20 protein-coding genes are annotated in these 21,334 nt (G+C 67.7%); 15 read left to right on the top strand and 5 right to left on the bottom strand.

Annotated elements, in window-relative coordinates:
• Positions 1 to 67: 67 nt before the first annotated feature.
• From CEG14_RS13465 to CEG14_RS13490, 5 genes are all read left to right on the top strand, one after another.
• Positions 68 to 1,636, top strand: coding sequence for an ABC transporter substrate-binding protein (locus CEG14_RS13465; RefSeq protein WP_094826849.1), 1,569 nt, complete (start codon positions 68 to 70; stop codon positions 1,634 to 1,636).
• Between the two features lie 3 nt (positions 1,637 to 1,639).
• Positions 1,640 to 2,947 carry an acyl-CoA thioesterase/BAAT N-terminal domain-containing protein gene (locus CEG14_RS13470; protein ID WP_094826850.1) on the top strand — a complete coding sequence of 436 codons (1,308 nt, stop codon included), beginning with the start codon at positions 1,640 to 1,642 and terminating at the stop codon, positions 2,945 to 2,947.
• Positions 2,947 to 3,480 carry a CMD domain protein gene (locus CEG14_RS13475; protein ID WP_094826851.1) on the top strand — a complete coding sequence of 178 codons (534 nt, stop codon included), beginning with the start codon at positions 2,947 to 2,949 and terminating at the stop codon, positions 3,478 to 3,480. The genes CEG14_RS13470 and CEG14_RS13475 overlap by 1 nt, the downstream gene beginning before the upstream one ends.
• Positions 3,477 to 4,088, top strand: coding sequence for a peroxidase-related enzyme (locus CEG14_RS13480; protein WP_256985686.1), 612 nt, complete (start codon positions 3,477 to 3,479; stop codon positions 4,086 to 4,088). The genes CEG14_RS13475 and CEG14_RS13480 overlap by 4 nt, the downstream gene beginning before the upstream one ends.
• 257 nt (positions 4,089 to 4,345) lie before the next feature.
• Positions 4,346 to 5,200, top strand: coding sequence for a class I SAM-dependent methyltransferase (locus CEG14_RS13490; protein WP_094826853.1), 855 nt, complete (start codon positions 4,346 to 4,348; stop codon positions 5,198 to 5,200).
• A 7-nt stretch (positions 5,201 to 5,207) separates the two neighbouring features.
• Here the strand turns inward: CEG14_RS13490 and CEG14_RS13495 are convergent, their stop codons facing one another.
• The 3 genes from CEG14_RS13495 to CEG14_RS13505 form a co-directional block, all read right to left on the bottom strand.
• A complete protein-coding gene (locus tag CEG14_RS13495) occupies positions 5,208 to 6,548 on the bottom strand; it encodes an acyl-CoA thioester hydrolase/BAAT C-terminal domain-containing protein (protein WP_094826854.1) in 1,341 nt (446 codons plus the stop codon).
• A 10-nt stretch (positions 6,549 to 6,558) separates the two neighbouring features.
• On the bottom strand, positions 6,559 to 7,545 hold the full coding sequence (locus CEG14_RS13500) for a Bug family tripartite tricarboxylate transporter substrate binding protein (RefSeq protein ID WP_094826855.1): 987 nt from the start codon (positions 7,543 to 7,545) through the stop codon (positions 6,559 to 6,561).
• A 746-nt stretch (positions 7,546 to 8,291) separates the two neighbouring features.
• Entirely contained in the window at positions 8,292 to 9,254 is a 963-nt protein-coding gene (locus tag CEG14_RS13505; RefSeq protein WP_094826856.1) for a LysR substrate-binding domain-containing protein, read from the bottom strand.
• 176 nt (positions 9,255 to 9,430) lie between these two features.
• On the opposite strand from CEG14_RS13505, the gene CEG14_RS13510 reads away from it, so the two are divergent.
• The 5 genes from CEG14_RS13510 (at position 9,431) to CEG14_RS13530 (ending at position 13,724) form a co-directional block, all read left to right on the top strand.
• Positions 9,431 to 10,342 (top strand): amino acid ABC transporter substrate-binding protein, encoded by a 912-nt coding sequence (locus tag CEG14_RS13510; RefSeq protein WP_094826857.1) that lies wholly within the window; start codon positions 9,431 to 9,433, stop codon positions 10,340 to 10,342.
• A gap of 103 nt (positions 10,343 to 10,445) precedes the next feature.
• On the top strand, positions 10,446 to 11,192 hold the full coding sequence (locus CEG14_RS13515; protein ID WP_094826858.1) for an amino acid ABC transporter permease: 747 nt from the start codon (positions 10,446 to 10,448) through the stop codon (positions 11,190 to 11,192).
• A gap of 9 nt (positions 11,193 to 11,201) precedes the next feature.
• Positions 11,202 to 11,891: an amino acid ABC transporter permease gene (locus tag CEG14_RS13520; protein WP_094826859.1), complete on the top strand. Its 690-nt coding sequence runs from the start codon at positions 11,202 to 11,204 to the stop codon at positions 11,889 to 11,891.
• Positions 11,892 to 11,928: 37 nt separating this feature from the next.
• A complete protein-coding gene (locus tag CEG14_RS13525; protein ID WP_094826860.1) occupies positions 11,929 to 12,663 on the top strand; it encodes an amino acid ABC transporter ATP-binding protein in 735 nt (244 codons plus the stop codon).
• Positions 12,664 to 12,668: 5 nt separating this feature from the next.
• Positions 12,669 to 13,724 carry a threonine aldolase family protein gene (locus tag CEG14_RS13530; RefSeq protein WP_094826861.1) on the top strand — a complete coding sequence of 352 codons (1,056 nt, stop codon included), beginning with the start codon at positions 12,669 to 12,671 and terminating at the stop codon, positions 13,722 to 13,724.
• A 365-nt stretch (positions 13,725 to 14,089) separates the two neighbouring features.
• Here CEG14_RS13530 and CEG14_RS13535 read toward each other — a convergent pair whose 3' ends face one another.
• A complete protein-coding gene (locus CEG14_RS13535; RefSeq protein ID WP_094826862.1) occupies positions 14,090 to 14,653 on the bottom strand; it encodes a DUF1415 domain-containing protein in 564 nt (187 codons plus the stop codon).
• A 376-nt stretch (positions 14,654 to 15,029) separates the two neighbouring features.
• A complete protein-coding gene (locus CEG14_RS13540) occupies positions 15,030 to 16,502 on the bottom strand; it encodes a M20 family metallopeptidase (RefSeq protein ID WP_094826863.1) in 1,473 nt (490 codons plus the stop codon).
• Between the two features lie 159 nt (positions 16,503 to 16,661).
• On the opposite strand from CEG14_RS13540, the gene CEG14_RS13545 reads away from it, so the two are divergent.
• From CEG14_RS13545 to CEG14_RS13565, 5 genes are read left to right on the top strand one after another with little or no spacing between them, the layout of a single operon-like run.
• Entirely contained in the window at positions 16,662 to 17,294 is a 633-nt protein-coding gene (locus CEG14_RS13545; RefSeq protein ID WP_094826864.1) for a GntR family transcriptional regulator, read from the top strand.
• 24 nt (positions 17,295 to 17,318) lie between these two features.
• Positions 17,319 to 18,293 carry a tripartite tricarboxylate transporter substrate binding protein gene (locus CEG14_RS13550; RefSeq protein ID WP_094826865.1) on the top strand — a complete coding sequence of 325 codons (975 nt, stop codon included), beginning with the start codon at positions 17,319 to 17,321 and terminating at the stop codon, positions 18,291 to 18,293.
• 31 nt (positions 18,294 to 18,324) lie between these two features.
• Positions 18,325 to 19,314 (top strand): Bug family tripartite tricarboxylate transporter substrate binding protein, encoded by a 990-nt coding sequence (locus CEG14_RS13555; protein WP_094826866.1) that lies wholly within the window; start codon positions 18,325 to 18,327, stop codon positions 19,312 to 19,314.
• A 31-nt stretch (positions 19,315 to 19,345) separates the two neighbouring features.
• Positions 19,346 to 20,407 (top strand): isocitrate/isopropylmalate dehydrogenase family protein, encoded by a 1,062-nt coding sequence (locus tag CEG14_RS13560; protein ID WP_094826867.1) that lies wholly within the window; start codon positions 19,346 to 19,348, stop codon positions 20,405 to 20,407.
• Complete coding sequence (locus CEG14_RS13565) at positions 20,404 to 21,255, top strand: amidohydrolase family protein (RefSeq protein ID WP_256985691.1); 852 nt, start codon at positions 20,404 to 20,406, stop codon at positions 21,253 to 21,255. Before CEG14_RS13560 ends, CEG14_RS13565 begins: the two co-directional genes overlap by 4 nt.
• Positions 21,256 to 21,334: the final 79 nt, after the last annotated feature.

A 21,334-nucleotide genomic window follows, 5' to 3' on the forward strand; every position in this document is an offset into this window, starting at 1 on the left:
GAAAGCCCGGCATCGCCGCCCCATCATCAACGCATACGAATCACTGTCCCTCTCGAGGATATCGACCATGAAGAAACGCATTCTGACCTCGCTGGCCGCCGCCCTGCTGGCCGCCTCGGCCGGCGTCCACGCCGAAAACCTGGCGATCGGCTTTGCCGACCCGCTCTCCTCGCTCGACCCCCAGCTCAACAACCACGCGGGCGACCGCTCGGTGGCCCTGCACTTCTGGGACCTGCTGATCGAGAACAAATGGAACAAGCTGCAGCCCGGCCTGGCCGTGTCGTGGAAGCCGCTGGACAACACCACCTGGGAGTTCAAGCTGCGCCCCAACGTGAAGTGGCAGGACGGCACGCCCTTCACCGCCGATGACCTGATCTACTCGTACACCCGCGCCAAGGCCGTGCCCGGCAGCGTGGCGACCTACGCCGGCTACCTGCGCACCATCGAATCGATGAGCGCCCCCGATCCCCTGACCTTCGTCGTGAAGACCAAGGCACCCAACCCCGACCTGCCGCTGAACCTGGCTTCCGTGCACGTGGTGAGCAAGCATGTGGGCGAGAAGTCGACCACCGAAGACTACAACTCGGGCAAGGCCATGATCGGCACCGGCCCGTACAAGTTCGTGTCGTACACGCCGGGCGACCGCGTCGTGATGGAACGCAACAACGAGTACTGGGGCGAGAAGCAGCTCTGGGAGAAGGTCAACTACCGCTACATCAACAACGCCGCCGCCCGCACCGCCGCGCTGCTGGCCGGCGACGTGGACGTGATCGACAAGGTGTCGGTGTCCGACCTCGAACGTCTGTCGAAGGCACCGAACATTTCGGTGTATCCGTATGCCGGCCTGCGCGTGATGCTGCTGCAGCCGAGCTTCAATCCGAAGCCCTCTCCCTACATCACCGACAAGAACGGCAAGCCGCTTGAGAAGAACCCGCTGCTGGACGTGCGCGTGCGCCAGGCGCTGAACCTGGCCATCAACCGCAAGGCCATCGTCGACCGCGTGCTGCAGGACGCCGCCACCGAGGCCAACCAATGGATGCCCGAAGGCACCATCGGCTACAACCCGGACATCAAGAACATCCCGTTCGACGCCGCCCAGGCCAAGAAACTGCTGGCCGAAGCCGGCTACCCGGATGGCTTCCAGCTGACCATGCACGTGCCGAACGACCGCTATCCGCAAGGCCCGGAGACCGCGCAGGCCGTGGCCCAGTTCTGGACCCGCATCGGCGTGAAGACCAACGTGGAAGTGGTGCCGTGGGCCGTGTACTCGGGCCGCGCCAACAAGAACGAGTTCGCCATGAGCATGCTGGCCTGGGGCAACGGCACCGGCGAAGCCAGCTACGCGCTGGTCAACATCCTGGCCACCGTCGACCCGGCCAAGGGCCTGGGCGCCTCCAACTGGGGCCATTACAGCAACCCGAAGGTCGACCAGGCGCTGGAGCAATCCACCTCGGAATTCGACGTGCCCAAGCGTGAGGCCATCCTGCGCGAGTCGGCCAAGATCGTGAGCGAGGACGCCGGCATCCTGCCGCTGTTCCACTACAAGAACATCTGGGCGACCAAGAAGGGCCTGAAGGTCACGCCGATGACCAGCGACCGCACCGCCGCGCAGATGGTCACCAAAGTGGCGAAGTAAGCCATGATCACGCTGACTCTCGAACCGGCCGACGCCCTCGTCGACGTGCCGCGCCAGATCCGCGTGACCGGCGCCGAGCCTGGCCAGGCCGTCACGCTGCGCACGCACACCGTGCGCGCCGGCGTTCCCTGGACCAGCGAGGCCACCTTCGTGGCCGACGCCGCGGGCACCGTGGACCTGGAGCGCGACGCACCCACCGCGGGCAGCTACGACGGCGTGGCGCCGATGGGCCTGATCTGGTCGCAGACGCCCACCGTGGCCGGCAAGCGCGAGCTGTTCAACTCGCCTGTGACCGAGCCGTTGGTGACGCTGCTCGCGGCGCACGCCGGCGAGCAGATCGCACGCGCCACGCTGGTGCAGCGGCTGGCCGCCGACGGCGTCACCCGCACCGAGGTGCGCGAAGACGGCCTGGTCGGCACGCTGTACCTGCCGCCCGGTCCCGGCCCGCATCCGGCCGTGCTGATCCTGAACGGCTCGGGCGGCGGCATCAACGAGCCGCGCGCCGCGCTGTGGGCCTCGCACGGCTATGCGGCCTTCGCGCAGGCCTACTTCAAGGCGCCGGGGCTGTCCGACTACATCTCGAACACGCCGCTGGAACTGTTCAAGCGCGGCATGGACTGGCTGCGCAAGACGGTGCGTCCGCTGCACGATTTCGTGGCGGTGGGCGGCCAGTCGCGCGGCGGCGAGCTCGTGCTGCTGCTGGGCGCCACCTATCCGGAAGACGTGTCGGCCGTGCTGGCCTACGTGCCCGGCGCGGTGGTGCACAGCGGCCAGAACGCCGCCGATCCGGCCGTGGGGCGCGAGGGCCCGACCTGGCTGCTCGACGGCAAGCCGATCCCGCACGTGTGGGAGAACAACCGCACCGCGACCTGGGCGCCGTTCGACGAAGGCCCCGCGCCGCATCGCCACGAACGCGCCATCCTGACCGCGTTGCAGGATCCCGACGCCGTGGCGCGGGCTCGCATCCCGGTGGAGAAGATCCAGGGTCCGGTGATTCTGCTGTCGGCCACCGATGACGGCTCGTGGCCCTCGAGCCTGTATTCGCAGATGGTGCGCGACCGGCTCGCCGAGACCGGCCACCCCTACCCGGTGCAGTGGCTCGACTTCCAGGACGGCGGCCACTCGATCCTGTTCCCGTATGTGCCGACCACGCAGCACGTCTATGCCCACCCCGTGTCGGGCAAGATCAGCACCAGTGGCGGCACCCCCAAAGACAACGCGCGCGCCGATGCCGAATCCTGGACCGGCGTGCTGCAGTTCGTGAACGACGCCGTGGCGGCCCGCGCCGCCCGGCAACAAGGAGAAGCCTGATGGCTGCGCAACCCGCTACTCCCTACGATCCGGCCAATGACCTGATCGATCTCCTGCTCGGTCTGAAGCAGGAAGACCCGCTCTACGCGGTGCGGCACCAGCGCGACAAGGTCGCGGCCGCCACGCAGGGCAGCTACGACGCGCTGTTCGACCCCGCCCTGCCGGGCCTGGCGCTCACCGACCGCCTGCTGGTGGCGCAGTACGCCTGCCGCATCAGCGGCGCGGCCGAGCTGGCGCGCCACTATCGCGCCCACCTGAAGCACGCCGGCGCCAGCGATGCGCTCGTGGCGCTGGCCGACTCCGGCTCGCCGGAAGACGCGGCGGACGCGCGCGTGCGCGCCATCCTCGTCTTCACCCGCACGCTGATCGAGGATCCCGTCAAGGGCGACGAGGCGGCGCTCAAGACGCTGCCGGCCGCGGGCATCTCGACGCCCGCGGTCGTGACGCTGTCGCAACTGATCGCCTTCCTCTCGTATCAGGTCCGCCTGCTGGCCGGCCTGAAGGCCATGAAAGCGTTGGAGCACGCCGCATGAGCACGCAAAATCCGAATGTCATCAGCACCCTGATCCAGGCCCACGGCTTTACCAACGAAACGCTGGGCTGGAAGGCCTGGCTCGACAAGGTCGAGCTGGACCAGGCCACGCCCGAGCAGATCGCGGTGCTGGAGGAAAGCCACCCCAAGGCCAAGGTCTCCGACTACTACCTGTTCCTGGTGCACCAGCCCGAGACCCTGCGGCAGCGCTCGACCGCCTTCAACGCCATCATGTACGCGCCGGGCGGCCTGTCGCGCGCCGAGCGCGAGCTGGGCGCCACGGTGGTGTCGCGCGTGAACGGCTGCGTCTATTGCGCATCGGTGCACGCGCAACGATTCGAGCAACTGGCCAAGCGCAACGACGTGATCGCCGAGGTGTTCGAGGATCCGGCCACCGCCGGCACCGACGCCCGCGAGAAGGCGATCTCGGCCTTCTCGATCAAGATCACCAATGCGCCCGCGGATATCGGCCCGGCCGACATCCAGGCGCTCAAGGACGTGGGCCTGTCGCAAGGCGAAATCCTCGACCTGCTGCACTCCGACGCGATCTTCGCCTGGGCCAACCGCCTGATGCTGAACCTGGGCGAGCCGGTGTTTCCGCAGGCCTGAGGCGGGTGCCGGCCTTGCCGCGGCCTGGCGGGCCGGCGCGACGGGCTTGGGCTTGGGCATGGGCTTGGGCTTGGGCTTGGGCTTGGGCTTGGGCTCGGGCTTGGGCTCGGTTCGGGCTTGGGCTTGGCGCAGACCGCTGCGCGGCTTTCCCCCGGCCTCGGTCCGCCCTTTCGGGCCGGATCGGCCGATTGGGTAAAATTGCCCTTTCGCCCCCGATCGCGGGCGCGGCGTCATGCGCCGCGCCCGCCGCATTTCCGATGTCCAAAACCCACGATATCCGCCCCGGCCAGTCGGTCGAACTGCTCAAGGCCCTGCACATCCTGACGCGCGACGGCAAGATGAACCAGGACAGCCGCCGCAAGCTCAAGCAGGTCTACCACCTGTTCCAGTTCATCGAACCGCTGATGCAGGAAGCCAAGACCGAACAGGGCCGCGTGACGCTGGTCGACCACGGCGCGGGCAAGTCGTATCTGGGCTTCATCCTCTACGACCTGTTCGTGAAGGACCTGAAGGACGCCTCGCACATCTACGGCATCGAGACCCGCCCGGAGCTGGTCCAGACCTCCGAGGCGCTGGCGCAGCGCCTGGGCTTTGGCGGCATGTCGTTCCTGAATCTGTCGGTGGCCGATTCGATCACCTCCGACAAGCTGCCGGCCACCGTGGACATCGTGACGGCGCTGCACGCCTGCAACACGGCCACCGACGACGCGATCCGCTTCGCACTCGAGAAGCAGGCGCGCTCGATCGTGGTGGTGCCCTGCTGCCAGGCCGAAGTGGCCGCCGTGCTGCGCAAGAACAAGGCGCGCGCGCTGGCCGACCCGCTGGCCGAGATCTGGCGCCATCCGCTGCACACGCGCGAGTTCGGCAGCCAGATCACCAACGTGCTGCGCTGCCTGCAACTCGAGGCGCACGGCTACCAGGTGAGCGTGACCGAGCTGGTGGGCTGGGAGCATTCGATGAAGAACGAGCTCATCATCGCGCAATACAAGAACACGCCGCGCCGCAAGCCGGCCGAGCGTCTCACCGAGATGCTCGACCGCATCGGCCTGCAGGAGCTGAAGGACCGCTTCTTCCTGCCGGCGGCGCCCGCGGCCACGCCCACCGCCGCCTGAGGCCGCGTCAGCGTTCGTCGTCGCTACGCGCCGGCGGGTAGGCCCCGCTCACCCGGCCCAGGAAATCCAGCACCGCCAGATAGGAACCCTCGTTGCCCGCCGCGTTGGCGGGCGGCGTGCCGCCGGCGTCGAGCAGCAGGCCCGACATCGCGTGCGGCTTGCTGATGAGCGTGCCCGGCAGATAGGGGTAATGCACGTGGTGCCCCGCCCCCATGCAGACATGATGGAAGGTCGGCAGGCCATGCGCCTGGCGCTGCCGCATCACGATCTCGGAATAGGCGGTGCTGGGCCAGAAGCCGTCATCCGACGCGCTCACCAGCATCACGGGCCCGGCAAAGCGCTCCACCGGAATGCGGGCGCGCTCGAAGGCATCGGGGTCACGCGACGCGCTGAGAAAGGCGTGGGTCTGGCGATACGGCGGCTCGGTGGCATAGGCCGCGTTCCAGTCTGCGTGCGCGTTGTTCTGCCAGAGGTGCGGCAGCGGCTCGCCGCGCAGGGTCCAGACCTGGGCGTCGCGGCCGGTGTCGGGCGCGCCCGCGCTCACCACGCCGTGCATCACCGGCGAGGGCACGTAGGCCACGACCGCGCTGACCAGGTCCGGATAGGTGGCGGCCACCAGCAGGGAGGTCTCGCCGCCGCGGCTGATGCCCGACAGCGCCACGAAGCCGTCGCGCGGCCGCAGTTCGGCGCGGGCCCAGCGCAGTGCGCGCTCGAAGTACTCGAGCGGCATGTCATTGAGGTACTTGGGCCGGCCCACGTAATTGAAGATGGCGAGCGCCAGGCATTGATAGCCGCGTGCGGCGAACAAGGCCGCGCGCGGCGCATTCACGCCGCCCGACGAGCCGTTCATGTAGATCACGAGCGGATGCGGACCGGGCCCCGCCGGCGTGTAGAGCTCGCCCGATATCGTCATGCCGTCGATGTTTTCGCGCACGGCGCGGTGGGTCACGTCTTCGGCCAGGAACTCCTGGATCAGCTGCGCGCGCGCCGTGCGGGTGCCGTCGCCGGCCTCGATATCGATCACCAGCGGCGCGGTGCGATCCGGCGGAAACACCACGCGGGCCATGTCCGTGCACTCCATCGACCAGACCAGGCCCATGGCCGAGGGCTCGGCGTAGCTGCCCGACACGGGGCAGTCGCGCGCCAGGTCGATGCCGCCGTCGTGGCCTGCCATGAACACGGCCTGCGAGCGCCAGGGCGCGCCGCACATCTGCATCGACGCGGTCACGGTGATGAAGGCATAGGCGGGGAAGCCGTCGATGCGGATCGTGCGCGCCACGTCGATCAGCGCCACCTCGGGCGTCACGGTGATGGCGGGGGCCTGGGCGGAACGCGGGGCGGAACTCATGGCGGCTACCTCAGCTCTTCAGGTCGGTCTTGGGCACATTGTTGGCCTGGATCACACTGGCCCACAACTTCGATTCATCTGCGATCACCCGGTCGAGATCGGCCGACGAGGTGAATTCCACTGTCACGCCCTGCTCGGCGAACTGCTTGATCAGGCCGGGATCGTTGGCGCCCTGCCGCACCGCATCCTCCAGCACCTTCACGACGGGCGCCGGCATGGCGGCCGGCCCGGAAATCATCATGCGCGTGTAGAGCTCGAAGTCGTCGACTCCGGCCTCCTTCATGGTGGGCACGTCGGGCAGGCTGCTGAGCCGCTTGTCGGCGGTCACGGCCAGCACCTTGAGCTTGCCGGTCTTGATGTGGCCCAGCGCCGAGGTCGGGAAGTCGAAGGTGCTCTGCACCGTGCCCGCCATCAGGTCCACCAGCGCGGGCGCGCTGCCCTTGTACGGCACGTCCTGGAACTGCGTGCCGGTCTTGGACTGGAAGTGCAGCAGGGCCAGGTGATTGATCACGCCACGGCCGGCGTGCGCGCAGGTGATCTCGCCGGGCTTCTTTTTGGCCAGGGCAATGAAATCCTGCACCGTGCTCACGCCCAGATCGCCGTGCACGATCAGCAGCATCGGCGACTTGCCCATCGAGCCGAGCTGTTTGAAATCCGAGATCTGGTACGGCAGGTTGTTGTAGAGCAGCGGGTTGAGGATCATGCCGTTGGTGCCGGCGAAGCCCAGGGTGTAGCCGTCGGGCTCGGCGCGCGCCACCGCCACGGTGGCGATGATGGCCTGGCCGCCGGGGCGGTTCTCCACCACCACGTTCTGCTTCATCACCTTGCTCATGCGGTCGGCCAGCGCGCGTGCCGCGATGTCGGTGAGCCCGCCCGGCGCAAATCCCACCAGCAGCCGCACCGGCCGCGATGGAAAATCACTCTGCGCCCACGCGGGACGCGCAACCAGCGGCAGCGCGGCCAACGCGCCCAGGGCCTGACGGCGGGTGTATCGCATACGAATCTCCGAGCAAAACAAGAGCCGGGCGCCACATCGAGGGCGTCATCAAACTCGCATTGAAGGGGAAAAGGCGGTACAGGCCGGCCGCGCGCGCGCCACGGGCGGTCACACGTTTGGTATGTTGTATGCAATCCGCCGCGCAGGCTACTAGGGAGTATCCCGGTGTCTCCCGGCGCCCCAAACAAAGGTGTCAGACTGCATTTAAAACAAAGGTGTCAGACTACATTTTTCGCGGCGCCGAAAATTGCAGTCTGACACCTTTGTTCATTTTTCGCGGCGCCTGAAAATGCAGTCTGACACCTTTGTTGTTGGAGCCGCGATCATGGAAATTGCAGTCTGACACCTTTGTCGTGGGAACCACGATCGTCAAAAATGCAGTCTGACACCTTTTCCCGGCGCGGCGGCTGACAAGCAGGACTGGGAGATGCGGAGGCCCAACTCGGAAGGCGGACCCGGCAAGTCGTCTCAATGACACCGCCCTCCTCCCCCAGCCATTGGCCCCGCCCCGAGCCCACTCAAACAAAGGTGTCAGACTACATTTTCTCTAACGCGGCACTGCCAAAACAAAGGTGTCAGACTGCATTTTTTCGCGGCGGACGCTGGCGAACAATGGTGTCAGACTGCATTTTCTCGAACGCGGCGGCGCCAGACAAAGGTGTCAGACTGCATTTTCGGCAGCACGGGAAAATGCAGTCTGACACCTTTGTTTTTGCCAACGCCGCAGGTGCCCGGCAGTAGTTCAACTACTTGGGCGTGCGCGGACTGGGGCGGCGGGCGGGGGTCGGGCGGGCGCGCAGGTCAGCCATTTCCTCCAGCATCAGCTCGCGCGCGTAGCGCGCGAACACGGTGACCAGGCGGGACCGCGTGTGCGCCGGCGGGAACAGTAGCGCCACCGTCACGGGCACCGCGGGGGTGAACGGCCGCAGCTCGACCCCGTGCGTCGCGTACTCCTCGCGCGCGGCCAGCGGATTGATCAGCGACACGCCCAGCCCCGCCCCCACCATCGCACTGATCGACGCCCCGAGTCCGGCCTCCGCCACCACCTGCCGCTCGACCTTGGCCTGCGTGAACACCCGGTCGATGCGGTCGCGCAGCGGTGTGGAGCTGGTGAACGCAACGAACGGCTCGCCGGCAAAGTCCGCGGGCTTGATGCGCTCCAGCCGCGCCAGGCGGTGGCCGCGCGGCATGATCGCAACGCAGTTCATCGCCATCACCGGCTCGACCTGGATGCCGGGCGCATCGCCCGACAGCATCGCCAGCCCCATGTCGCAGAATCCCGAGCTGATCCAGTTGTGCACCGTGCTGGCATTACCGGAATGGATCGACACCATCACGTCCGGATACTCGGTCTTGAACCGCGCGACGATGCGCGCGAGCAGGCCGCCGGCCAGCCGGGGCATGGCCGCGACGCTCAGCCGGCTGGCGCTGAACGAGCGGATGCCGGCCGCCGCGGATTCCAGGCCCGCCAGACCCACGAAGGTCTTTTCCACCTCCTGGTAGAAGCGCGCCCCATCGAGCGTGGGCGTGAGCCGGCTGCCGTTGCGGTCGAACAGCGCGAACTGCGTGATCGCCTCGAGCTGCGCGATCAGGCGGCTGATGTGCGGCTGCGAGGTGTGCACGCTGCGCGCCGCCGCGGTCATGGACCCGGTCATCATGACGGCCCGGAAGGCCTCGATGTGGCGCAATCCCATGCGCGAGCTTGCCATATCAAATCCGTATAGAAGAATATCGAATAGGAATTGGATAAAACCATAACGAAGGTTGATACTTTTTGCCAGTCGCGGGACACACCGCGCAGCGCGGCGTCCGCCGGCCGATCCGGCAGGCGCCGACCGTCTACATGCAGAAAACGCCGGGCCATCCGGCGCCAAGGGAAAAATCAATGAAAGCCATTGCCGCGCTTCTCGCCGCCGCCAGCCTGGCCGGTGCTGCCTCCGCCGTTCACGCCGAGGGAAACAGCCGCCTCGACAAGATCCGCGAAACGGGCGTGATCACGCTTGGTCACCCCGAAACCTCGGTGCCCTTCGCCTATCTCGACGGCAACCAGAAGCCGATCGGCTACACGGTCGAAATCTGCCAGGAAGTGGCCAAGTACGTGCAGGCGGCGCTCAAGCTGCCCAAGCTCGACGTGCACTACAACCCCACGACCTCGGCCACGCGGATCCCGCTGCTGGCCAACGGCACCATCGATCTGGAATGCGGCAACACCACCAACCTGGAAGAACGCCACAAGTTCGTGTCGTTCGCGCCCACCACCTTCGTGGCCCAGGTGGTGCTGGTCGCGCGCAAGGACGGCGGCGTAAACCCCGATGACCTGGCCTCGTTCCGCGGCAAGTCGATCGCGGCACAGGCCGGCGGCCAGACCTTCAAGCTCGTGTCGCAGCTCAACGCCCAGCACAAGTACGGCATCACCATGGCACCCGCCAAGGACACCGCCGAAACGCTGCTGATGGTGGAATCGGGCCGTGCGGCCGGCTCGGCCAACGACGACGGCATCGCCTACGGGTCGGTGGCGGCTTCCAAGAATCCCGAGGCATTCGTGATCGGCAAGAAGGGCCTGCAACTGGCCCCCTACGGCATCCTGCAGCCCAAGGACGACCCCGCGTTCAAGAAGGTCGTGGACGATGCGGTCAAGGATCTCATCAAAACCGGCGAGGTCAACGCAATTTACGACAAGTACTTCAACACGCCGATCCCGCCCAAGGGCATCAACCTGAAGTACCCGATGAGCGACGCGCTCAAGCGCGCGCTGGCCAACCCCACCGACTCGGGTGATCCCAAGGTCTACGAGTAACGCAGGCGGCGGACGCCGCCGCGTCCGCCCGCGTTGCACATGTCCGCCCGCTCCGGGCGGACCGCCAGGCGTGCCACCGCAGCGCGCCTTTTAGGGCTTCGACATGAATTACGACTGGAGTTGGAGCATCTTCCTGGAGCTGTCGCCCGACGGGGTGCACACGTTTCTGGAGACGCTCCTGATCGGCACCGGCTGGACGCTGGCGCTCGCCTTGACCGCCTGGGTCTTCTCGCTGCTGCTGGGCTCGGTGCTCGGCGTCATGCGCACCACCTCGTCGCGCACGCTCAACCTGCTGGGCGCCTGCTACGTGGAGCTGTTTCGCAACATCCCGCTGCTGGTGCAGATGTTCCTCTGGTATTTCGTGCTGCCGGAGCTGCTGCCGCACGCATGGGGCACGGCCATGAAACAGATGCAGCAGCCCTGGGGGCAGTTCGTGCCGGCGGTGCTGTGCCTGGGTTTCTATGGCTCCGCGCGCGTGGCCGAACAGCTGCGCGCAGGGATCCAGTCGCTGCCGCGTGGACAGTTCCAGGCCGGCACGGCGCTCGGCCTGACCGAGGCGCAGGTGTATCGCTACATCATCCTGCCCGAAGCGTATCGCATCGTGCTGCCGCCGCTCACCTCGGAATTCATGGGCACGATCAAGTATTCGTCGGTGGCGCTGACCATCGGCCTGCTCGAACTCACGGGTCAGGCGCGTTCGATGCAGGAATTCAGCTTCCACATCTTCGAGGCCTTCAGCGCCGCCACGGTGGTGTACCTCATTCTCAATGGCGTGGTGGTGCTGGGCATGCGCATGCTCGAGCGTCGCGTGGCGGTGCCGGGCCTGATCGGCGCGGCCGGCAAGAAGTAGGAGCGCGACGTGGGCAATTTCGATTTCAAGGTCATTCTCGACGCCGCGCCCTATCTGTTCACGCAGGGCATGAGCTTCACGCTCAGCCTGACCGCCGTGGCCGGCGTGCTGGGCCTGGCGCTGGGCACGCTGCTGGCGATGATGCGGCTGTCGCGCCACAAGTGGCTGTCGGTCCCGGCCGGCATCTACGTGAACGTGATGCGCTCGATCCCGCTCCTGCTGGTGATCTTCTGGTTCTATTTCCTGGTGCCGTACATCGCCGCGTGGATCGTGGGTTCGTCGACGCCGCTACGCGTGGGTGCGCTCAACTCGGCGGTGATCACGTTCACGCTGTTCGAGGCCGCGTACTTTTGCGAGATCATGCGCGCCGGCATCCAGTCGATTCCGCGCGGGCAGGTGTCGGCCAGCCTGGCGATCGGGCTCACGCCGTGGCAGGGCATGCGCTACATCGTGCTGCCGCAGGCCCTGCGCAACATGGTGCCGGCGCTGCTCACGCGGGTCATCATCCTGTTCCAGGACACCTCGCTGGTCTACGTGCTGTCGCTCACCGACTTCCTCGGTGCGGCCTCCAAGATCGGCCAGCGCGACGGCCGGCTGGTGGAACTCTATCTCTTCGTGGCGGTGGTGTATTTCGTGATCTGCTTCACGGCATCCCGTCTGGTGAAACGGCTGGAAAAGCGCACCCGCGTGCTGCGCTGAACGCCGACCAGGAATTCTCATGAATCAAACTTCCGCAATGATCGACATCCGCCAGGTCAGCAAGTGGTACGGCGACTTTCACGTGCTCGACGACTGCACCACCCAGGTGGCCCGCGGCGAGGTGGTGGTGGTGTGCGGCCCCTCGGGGTCGGGCAAGTCCACCCTGATCAAGACCGTGAATGCGCTCGAGCCCTTCCAGAAAGGCGACATCGTGGTGAACGGCACCTCGCTGGCCGACCCGCGCACCAATCTGCCCAAGCTGCGCGCCGAGGCTGGCATGGTGTTCCAGCATTTCGAGCTGTTCCCGCACCTCACCGTGACCGACAACCTGTGCCTGGGCCAGATGAAGGTGCTCAAGCGCGGCCGTGACGAGGCGCGCCAGCGCGCCCTCGCCCTGCTCGACCGCGTCGGCCTGGCGGCCCACACCAACAAGCATCCGGGCGAGCTGTCGGGCGGCCAGCAGCAGCGCGTGGCGATCGCCCGGGCGCTGTCAATGGATCCGGTCGTGATGCTGTTTGACGAACCGACGTCCGCGCTCGATCCCGAGATGGTCAACGAGGTGCTCGACGTGATGACCGACCTCGCAGCCGAAGGCATGACGATGATGGTGGTGACCCACGAAATGGGCTTTGCCCGGCGCGTGGCGAATCGCGTCATCTTCATGGATGGCGGCCGCATCGTCGAAGACTGCCCGAAAGACGCCTTTTTTGGCGACGTCGAGGCGCGCGCGCCCCGCACCCGCCAGTTCCTCTCCAAGATCCTGCAGCACTGAACACCATGTCGTCTCCCTCCGAACTGCCGCGCCACCCCGTCGACCTGCGCAGCGACACCGTCACCCGGCCGACGCCGGCCATGTACGAACGCATGATGCATGCGCCCATCGGCGACGACGGCCTGGACGGCGACCCGAGCGTGCACGCGCTCGAGGCCGAGGTTGCGACGCGGCTGGGCAAGGACGCCGGGTTGTTCGTGCCGAGCTGCACCATGGCCAACCTGCTCGCCGTGCTGGCCCAGACGCAGCGCAACGAACAGGTGGTGCTGGAAGGCACCGCGCACATGTACACCTCGGAGCGCGGCGCCGCCACGTTCACCAACCTCTTCTACCTGGGGGTGACGGGGGTCGACGGCGCCATGGACCTGGACCGGCTCGCGGACGCGCTGCAGGCGGGCGGCCACAAGCTGAAGACCTCCCTGGTCGCGATGGAGACGACCCACAACAATGCCGGCGGCACGGTGCTGCCGCTCGCGCACATGGCGGCGGTGCATGCGCTGGCGCGGGACCGCGGCGCGGCGGTCCACCTGGATGGCGCGAGGCTCTTCAACGCGGCGGTCGCGCTCGGCGTGGCGCCAGCCGAGATCACGCAGCACACCGATACGGTGTCGCTGTGTCTGTCCAAGGGCCTGAGCGCGCCGGTCGGCGCGGTGCTGGCCGGACCGCGGAAGCAGATCGACGTCGCGCGCACCCTGCGTCGCATGCTGGGCGGCACGCAACGCCAGTCCGGCATCATGGCCGCCGCGGCACTCGAAGGCGTGCAACACATGGGCGCACGCCTCGCCGAGGACCACACTCGCGCGCGCCGCCTGAGCGACGGCATCAATGCGCTGGGCGGCCCGATCACCGCCACCGTGCCGCAGACCAATATCGTGCAGGTCGAGGTGGGCGCTACGGCGATGAGCAACAAGGAATGGGTCGCCGCGCTCGAGGCCGCGGGCCTGAAGATCCGGCCCTGGGCCAATACCCGTCTGCGCTGCGTCACGCACCGCCACACCACCGACGCCGACATCACAGCCGCCCTCGCCGCCTTTTCCCAGGTCCTCGCAGCGCCCCGCTGAAGAACGGGAAAAGGAGTCAGACTGCAATTTCGTGCGCCGCCGCCCTCGAAACAATGGTGTCAGACTGCATTTTTCGTGTGGGACTCGGAAAAAACAAAGGTGTCAGACTGCATTTTCGCGAAAGCGAAATTGCAGTCTGACACCTTTTCCATTGCGGGCAGGATCGGCGCGCCTGCGGTGGCCGCGCTCGATAAATGCAGTCTGACACCTTATCCCGCGAAAGCCACCGCTGCAAAATTGCAGTCTGACACCTTTTCCGGTTTGTGCGCCGTCAGAGAAATTGCAGTCTGACACCTTTTCGGGGGTGGGTGGCGGCCGAGAAAAATGCAGTCTGACTCCTTTTTGACGCGCGCTCCTGCCGCGGGTCAGTTGGTCTTGCCGTCGATCACGCGCTGCCAGCCTTCGTGGCCGAGTTGTTGCAGGGTTTCGATGTTCTTTTCGTAGATCTCGGCGGCGTCGGGGAAGGCTTCGACGGCGCGGTCGATGCTGTCTTCGCGCAGCAGGTGCAGGATCGGATACGGCGAACGGTTGGTGTAGTTCTCGATGTCGTCCGGCTCGGTGTCGGCAAACTGGAACTGCGGATGGAAGGTCGCGACCTGCAGGTCACCGACCAGACGCATGCGCTTGAGCAGGCGCTCCGACAGATCCTCGAAATCGTTGAAGTCGTAGAAGTCGTGCAGCGCCTCGGGCAGGATCAGCAAGGTGGTGTCGATGGTCTGCGGATCCGCTTCGCTGATGAGCATCAGCTCGTCTTCGAGATCGGTGAGCACGCCCTCGGCGTCCTGGGCGTCGCTCACGGCGTAGCGCACCTGGCCCTTGATCTGCACCGCCTTGGCGAACGGACAGAGGTTCAGGCCGATCACGGCGCGGTCGACCCAGGTACGTACCTCGTCGGCGACGGCGGTGGCGGCGGGAGTGGTGATGATCATGTTGTTGCGGCCACAACGGCCGGAATGAAGAGAAACGAACCCCGCAGGATACGCCCACGGGTACTGGCCGACATGCACGGCGCATGCGGGCAAAAAAGCGCCGCAGCGGCGGAGCCTCGGCAACGCAGAGACGGCGCGAACATCGAGACGGAGGCACCGGCACCGCAGGCGGCGCGAACACCACAGCAGCGGATGTCCCGCCAACGCAGACAGCGCGAGCATCACGGCGGCGGATGCCCGGTAACACTGACGGCGCAAGCAACACAGCAGCGGCGCCCCCGCAACCCAGGCGGTGAGAGCGCCACAGCGGCAAGCGCTCCCCGCGACCAAGCCGGCGCGAAGGCCGACCTGCCCTCCGCGCCGCCACGCGCCCGACTTACTCTGCCGGCATCGCCGCCATGGTCTGCGCAACCGCGGCGGTGAGCTTCTTGCCATAGGGCACGTGCAGGAATTCGTTGGGGCCGTGCGCGTTCGACTTCGGGCCGAGCACGCCGCACACCATGAACTGGGCCTTGGGGAAGCCCTTCTGCAGCATGCTCATGAGCGGGATCGTGCCGCCCTGGCCGATGTAGCCGCAAGGCGCGCCGTAGTACTGCTGCGAGGCGGCGTCGAGCGCCTGCGACAGCCACGGCGCCGACGTCGGCGCGTTCCAGCCGGTGGCCGCGCCCTCGCGCGCATGGAACGTGACCTTGGCGTTGTAGGGCGCATCGGCCTCGAGCAACTCCTTGATCTCCTGCGACGCGGCACCCGCGTCGATCAGCGGCGGCAGGCGCAGCGACAGCTTGAACGCGGTGCGCGGACGCAGCACGTTGCCGGCGCTCGAGAGCGGCGGCAGGCCTTCGGCGCCCGTCACCGACAGCGTCGGGCGCCAGGTGCGGTTGAGCAGCGCCTCTTCGGGCGCGGTGGTCATCGGCAGCACGAAGCTGCCGTCGGCGCCGCAGCTCCAGGGGAACCGGCGCCAGACCTCGTCGCCCAGGATCTGGGCGGTGGCCTTGACCTGCTCGATGCGGTCGGCGGGGATTTCGCAATGCAGGCTTTGCGGCAGCAGGCGGCCGCTGCCGCTGTCTTCGAGGCGGTCGAGCAGATGGCGCAGGATGCGGAACGTCGAGGGCACCACGCCCGACGAGTCGCCCGAATGCACGCCTTCGTCGAGCACCTGCACCTCCAGCGTGCCCGACACCATGCCGCGCAGCGAGGTCGTCATCCAGAGCTGCTCGTAGTTGCCGGCCCCCGAATCCAGGCACACGACCAGGGCGACGTTGCCCATGCGCTCGCGCAGCGCATCGATGTAGGGCAGCAGGTCGTAGCTGCCCGACTCCTCACAGGTCTCGACGATGCCGACGCAGCGCGGCCGCGGAATGCCCTGCTTGTCGAGCGCCATGATGGCGGTGAGCGAGGCGTAGACGGCATAACCGTCGTCGGCGCCGCCCCGGCCGTAGAGCTTGCCGTTCTCGAGCTTCGGCGTCCAGGGGCCGAGGTCGGAACGCCAGCCGGAGAACTCGGGCTGCTTGTCGAGGTGACCATAGAGCAGCACGGTATCGCCGTTGTCGCTGCGCGTGGCCGGGGCCTCGAAGAAAATCACCGGCGTGCGGCCGGGCAGGCGCACCACTTCGAGCTTCAGGCCCGACACCTTCTGCGCCTCGACCCACTGGGCGGCGTCGCGCACCACGCGTTCGATGAACGCGTTCTTTTCCCAGTCGGCGTCGAAGGCCGGGCTCTTGGCGGGAATCGCGATGTAGTCGGTCAGCGCGGGGATGATTTCGTTGTCCCACTTCTCATCGACAAAGGCTTGCAGGGCCTTCGGATCGAGGGTGGGCGGCAGGGCGTCGTCGGGGATGCGCGCGTTCATGGTGGGCGTCTCGGCTAGGAAGCGAAGCCGCCATTTTATGCCTGTGCCACGCGCCGTGCCGAGCGGCGCCGTTGCTTGCGCAACAAACAAATAAACAGGTCCCTATTGGCAGCCCGAGTTTTTGTATGCAAAAATATACAAAACACGGACGAGACACGCATGCCCATCACCAAGGCCAATTCCCAGTCGTTTGCCGCCTACACCGAGATCAAGCGCCGCATCCTGGCCGGGCTGTTCACGCCCGAGGATCGCCTGCGCGAGGTGGAGGTGGCGAAGCTGCTCGAGATGGGCCGTACACCGGTGCGCGAGGCGCTCAAGCGGATTCAGGATGAAGGCCTGATCACGCACGAGCCCGGCCGCGGCCTGGTCGTCACCACGATGGACCAGCGGGAGGTGGGCGAGCTCTACGCGATGCGCCAGTTCCTCGAAGGCGCCGCCGCCGCGCTGGCCGCGCGCCACGCCTCCGAGGCCGAGATCCTGCACATGCAGACCATTCTCGACGACGGCGACGCGGGCGACCCGGTCGAGCAGAATCTCGCCTTCCACGAAGCGATCTACGCGGCCGCACACAACCGCTACCTGATCCGCTCGCTGCAATCCCTCACCGACACCACCTACCTGCTCGGCCGCAGCACGCTGAGCTCGCCCGAGCGCGTGGCGCAGTCGAACGAAGAGCACAACGCCATCGTGGCCGCGATCCGCGCCCGCGACCCCGTGCGCGCCGAAGCGGCCGCACAGCACCACATCAACCAGGCCCTGCTGGAAAGACTGAAGATGCTGCGCCAGGGATAAAGCCCGGCATCACGGAGACAAACCATGTGGAAGTACCTGCGAGCCCGCCTGGCGGCGGGCCTGGGCCTCGTTTTGCCCGCGATTTGCGTCACTGCCCAGGCCGCCGATGCCTTTCCGAGCCAGCCCATCACGCTGATCGTGCCGTTTGCCGCGGGCGGCGGCACCGACAGCATCGCGCGCGACATGGCGCGCACGCTCGGCGAACGGCTGGGCCAGCCGGTGGTCGTGGAGAACCGCGGCGGTGGCGGCGGTTCGATCGGCGCCACGGTGGTGGCCAACGCCAAGCCCGACGGCCACACGCTGCTGTTCGCAACCTCGACCTTCGTGACCAACGCAGCCGCGGGCATCGCCACCACCTATGACGTGCAGCGCTCGTTCGCACCGGTCGCCATGCTGGGCCGCGGCCCGCTGCTGGTCGTGAGCGCCAAGGACCTGGGCCTGAAGAACGTCGCGGACCTGCGCGCCCGCGCCGCGAAGGACAGCTTGAATTACTGCTCGGCCGGCAATGGCAGCATCAACCACCTCACCGGCGAACTGTTCAACCAGCGCGCCCAGGTCGAGATGACGCACGTGCCCTACAAGGGCAGCGGCCCGGCCACCGTCGACCTGCTGGCCGGCCGCGTCCAGGTGTTCTTCGCCACCGTGCCGACCATGCTGTCGCAGGTGCAGGACAAGCGGGTGGACCTGCTCGCCGTCACCGGCAAGACGCGTTCGCCGCTGTTCCCCGACACCCCCACGCTGGACGAGGCCGGCCTGAGCGGCTTCGACATCACCACCTGGTGGGGCGTGCTCGCGCCGGCCGGCACCCCTGCCGACGTGGTGACCAAGCTCAACGGCGCCGTCAACGAGGCCGCGGCCGACCCGCGCGTGAAGGACCGTCTCACGCACGAGGGTGCACAGCTCCTGCGCGGCAGCCCGCAGGACTTCGGCCAGGCGCTCGGCGCCGAGCTGGCGATGTGGCGCGAGGTGGTGCAGAAGGCCGGCGTGAAGCTGGACTGAGCCACCCCGCCACGACAACAAGGAGACAGACATGAATCGCCATTTCCTCACGCGCCGCGAGCTGCTGCGCGCCGGCGCAGCGGGCGCCCTGCTCTCGCTCGCGCCGCGCGTCTTCGCGGCCGCCTATCCCGACAAGCCCGTCACGATGATCGTGCCCTACGCCCCCGGCGGCCAGGGCGACGTGTTCGCGCGCATCCTGTCGGAACAGCTCGGCAAGCATTATTCGCAGACCTTCGTGGTGGAGAACCGGCCCGGCGCCTCCGGCGCGCTCGGCGCAAGGCTGGTGCTGCGCGCACCGGCCGACGGGCACACGCTGCTGCTCGGTCAGACCGGCGAGATCGCCGTCAATCCTTACGCAATGAAGGCACCCGGCTACGATCCGCTGCGCGAGTTCGCCCCGGTGATCCTGGTGGGCGACTCGCCGCTGGTGCTGGCCGTGCCGCAGCAGTCGCCGTATGCCGATCTGAATGCGCTGATCCAGGCGGCGCGCGCCAAGCCGGAAAGCGTGGCCTACGCTTCCTCCGGCACCGCGACGCCCGGCCATCTGGCGGCCGCGGCGCTGGCCCTCGGTACGAAGACCCAGCTGCTGCACGCGCCGTACAAGGGCGCGGGCCAGGCCATGTCCGACCTGCTCGGCGGCCACGTCGACTTCTTTTTCTCCAGCGCCTCGGCCGCCATGCCGCACGTACACGGCGGCCGCCTGCGCGTGCTGGCGGTCTCGTCGCAACAGCGACTGGCGATCCTGCCACAGGTGCCGACCGTGGCCGAGGCGGCGGTGCCCGGATTCCAGTTCAGCCTGTGGGGCGGCGTGTTTGCGCCGGCGGCCACGCCGGCCGCGGTGCTCGACGACCTCAATCGCAGCCTCAATGCCATACTGGCCGATCCGGCCATCAAGTCGCGCCTCGAGAACGACGGCGCCGCGGTGCGTCCCAACGACCGCGCCGACTTCACGCGCTTCGTGCAGAGCGAAGCGCAGAAATACCAGCGTCTGGTGCAGGCCGCCGGCGTCAAGATCGATTGACCCCTTCCACACTTTCACGGGAACCCTCAACATGAAAATCGTAGTTCTGCCCGGTGATGGCATTGGCCCCGAAACCATGGCGGTGGCCGTGGACGTGCTGCAGACTGCCTCCGAACGCTTCGGCCTGGGCCTGCAGCTGGACTTCGACGTGGCCGGCCACGACAGCCTGAAGCAGCACGGCGCCACGGTCACGCCGGCGCTGCTCGAAAAGGTGAAGGCCGCCGACGGCCTGATGCTGGGCCCGATGGCCACCTTCGAGTTCAAGGACGCCTCGCGCGGCGAGATCAACCCGTCGATGTTCTTTCGCAAGAGCCTCGACCTGCACGCCAACATCCGCCCCGCCCGCACCTACCCCGGCATGAACGCGCGCCTGGGCGAGTTCGACCTGGTGGTGGTACGCGAGAACACCGAAGGCTTCTATGCCGACCGCAACGTCGAATCCGGCGGCAGCGAGATGCTGATCACGCCCGACGTGGTGGTGTCGCTGCGCCGGATCACGCGCCAGTGCTGCGAGCGCATCGCGCGCTCCGCGTTCGAGCTGGCCATGACGCGCAACAAGCACGTCACCATCGTGCACAAGGCCAACGTGCTCAAGCTGGGCGACGGCATGTTCATCGACACCTGCCGCGAAGTCGGCCGCGAGTTCCCCGAGGTGGCGATCGACGACGTGATCGTGGACGCCATGATGGCCCACGTGGTGCGCGCGCCGCAGCGCTACGACGTGATCGTGACCACGAATATGTTCGGCGACATCCTGTCCGACCTCACCGCCGAACTTTCCGGCAGCCTCGGTCTGGGCGGCTCGCTCAACGCGGGCCGCGATTACGCCATGGGCCAGGCCGCGCACGGCTCGGCGCCCGACATCGCCGGGCAGAACATCGCCAACCCGATCTCGCTGATCCTGTCGGGCGCGATGCTGCTCAACTGGCACGGCAACAAGCATGGCGACGCGCGCTTCCACCAGGCCGCGGCCGCGATCGAGGCCACCATCGCCGACACCATCGCCGCGCACGAGTGCACGCGCGACGTGGGCGGCACGCTCGGCACCCGCGAGGCCGGCGCCGCGTTCGTCAAGCGGCTGGCCGCGCGATGAACCCGGCCGCGCGCCTGCCGGCCGGGGCCTGCGATTGCCATGTGCATGTCGTGGGGCCGCAGGACAGCCACCCCATGCTGGCCGACCGGCACTACACGCCGCCGCCGGCCAGCCTGGAACAGTTGCGCGCGCACCTGGCCGCCCTGGGCGCGGCGCGCGCCGTGATCGTGCAGCCCAGCTTCTACGGCACCGACAACGGCCTGCTGTGCGACAGCCTCGAGGCGCTGGCCGGCGCGGGCCGGGGCGTGGCGGTGCTCGACCCGGGCATCGACGACGCCGCGCTCGCGCGGCTGCACGCGCTGGGCGTGCGCGGGCTGCGCGTCAATCTGGAGAGCGTCGGCGCGAGCAGCGCGGCCGGTGTGACCGCGGCGCTGCAGGCCTGGGCCGGCCGCCTGCGCGGCGGCGGCTGGCATCTCCAGGTCTATGCGTCGCACGGCGCCATCGCGCAGGCGGCGCCCGACCTGCGGCGGCTCGGCCTGCCCGTGGTGCTGGATCATTTCGCCATGATGCCGCCTGACCTGAGCGCGGCGGAAGCGGCGCCCATCCTCGATCTGGTCGGATCCGGGGCGGCCTACGTGAAGCTCTCGGCGGCGTACCGCATCGGCGGCGACGCGGCGGCCGTCACCGCGCTGGCGCGCCGCCTCGTGGCGTTGCGGCCCGATCGCATGCTGTGGGCAAGCGACTGGCCGCACACCAACCGCACGCCCGGCGCCGCCCCCACCGACGTCAGCCCGTATCGGGAAATCGCAGCCGGCAGCCTGCTGGCCCAGGCAACCGACTGGCTGCCCGACCCGGCCACGCGCCGGCAGGTGCTGGTCGACAACCCGGCCGCGCTGTACGGCTTCTGACCCGCGATTCGTTGCGCCCGAAACCAACGGGCCCGGCGCCCCCTTGCGGGGAACGCCGGGCCCGTTGCCCTTGCGCGGT

Origin of the sequence: Bordetella genomosp. 1 (genome assembly GCF_002261335.1) — a bacterium.
In the GTDB taxonomy this organism is placed as follows: Bacteria; Pseudomonadota; Gammaproteobacteria; order Burkholderiales; family Burkholderiaceae_B; genus Bordetella.

What these genes read in the sequence shown, in the direction of transcription:
- CEG14_RS13465 (WP_094826849.1), top strand. Translation starts at nt 68, where the DNA reads ATGAAGAAACGCATTCTGACCTCGCTGGCCGCCGCCCTGCTGGCCGCC.
- CEG14_RS13470 (WP_094826850.1), top strand. Translation starts at nt 1,640, where the DNA reads ATGATCACGCTGACTCTCGAACCGGCCGACGCCCTCGTCGACGTGCCG.
- CEG14_RS13475 (WP_094826851.1), top strand. Translation starts at nt 2,947, where the DNA reads ATGGCTGCGCAACCCGCTACTCCCTACGATCCGGCCAATGACCTGATC.
- CEG14_RS13480 (WP_256985686.1), top strand. Translation starts at nt 3,477, where the DNA reads ATGAGCACGCAAAATCCGAATGTCATCAGCACCCTGATCCAGGCCCAC.
- CEG14_RS13490 (WP_094826853.1), top strand. Translation starts at nt 4,346, where the DNA reads ATGTCCAAAACCCACGATATCCGCCCCGGCCAGTCGGTCGAACTGCTC.
- CEG14_RS13495 (WP_094826854.1), bottom strand. Translation starts at nt 6,548, where the DNA reads ATGAGTTCCGCCCCGCGTTCCGCCCAGGCCCCCGCCATCACCGTGACG.
- CEG14_RS13500 (WP_094826855.1), bottom strand. Translation starts at nt 7,545, where the DNA reads ATGCGATACACCCGCCGTCAGGCCCTGGGCGCGTTGGCCGCGCTGCCG.
- CEG14_RS13505 (WP_094826856.1), bottom strand. Translation starts at nt 9,254, where the DNA reads ATGGCAAGCTCGCGCATGGGATTGCGCCACATCGAGGCCTTCCGGGCC.
- CEG14_RS13510 (WP_094826857.1), top strand. Translation starts at nt 9,431, where the DNA reads ATGAAAGCCATTGCCGCGCTTCTCGCCGCCGCCAGCCTGGCCGGTGCT.
- CEG14_RS13515 (WP_094826858.1), top strand. Translation starts at nt 10,446, where the DNA reads ATGAATTACGACTGGAGTTGGAGCATCTTCCTGGAGCTGTCGCCCGAC.
- CEG14_RS13525 (WP_094826860.1), top strand. Translation starts at nt 11,929, where the DNA reads ATGATCGACATCCGCCAGGTCAGCAAGTGGTACGGCGACTTTCACGTG.
- CEG14_RS13530 (WP_094826861.1), top strand. Translation starts at nt 12,669, where the DNA reads ATGTCGTCTCCCTCCGAACTGCCGCGCCACCCCGTCGACCTGCGCAGC.
- CEG14_RS13535 (WP_094826862.1), bottom strand. Translation starts at nt 14,653, where the DNA reads ATGATCATCACCACTCCCGCCGCCACCGCCGTCGCCGACGAGGTACGT.
- CEG14_RS13540 (WP_094826863.1), bottom strand. Translation starts at nt 16,502, where the DNA reads ATGAACGCGCGCATCCCCGACGACGCCCTGCCGCCCACCCTCGATCCG.
- CEG14_RS13545 (WP_094826864.1), top strand. Translation starts at nt 16,662, where the DNA reads ATGCCCATCACCAAGGCCAATTCCCAGTCGTTTGCCGCCTACACCGAG.
- CEG14_RS13550 (WP_094826865.1), top strand. Translation starts at nt 17,319, where the DNA reads ATGTGGAAGTACCTGCGAGCCCGCCTGGCGGCGGGCCTGGGCCTCGTT.
- CEG14_RS13555 (WP_094826866.1), top strand. Translation starts at nt 18,325, where the DNA reads ATGAATCGCCATTTCCTCACGCGCCGCGAGCTGCTGCGCGCCGGCGCA.
- CEG14_RS13560 (WP_094826867.1), top strand. Translation starts at nt 19,346, where the DNA reads ATGAAAATCGTAGTTCTGCCCGGTGATGGCATTGGCCCCGAAACCATG.
- CEG14_RS13565 (WP_256985691.1), top strand. Translation starts at nt 20,404, where the DNA reads ATGAACCCGGCCGCGCGCCTGCCGGCCGGGGCCTGCGATTGCCATGTG.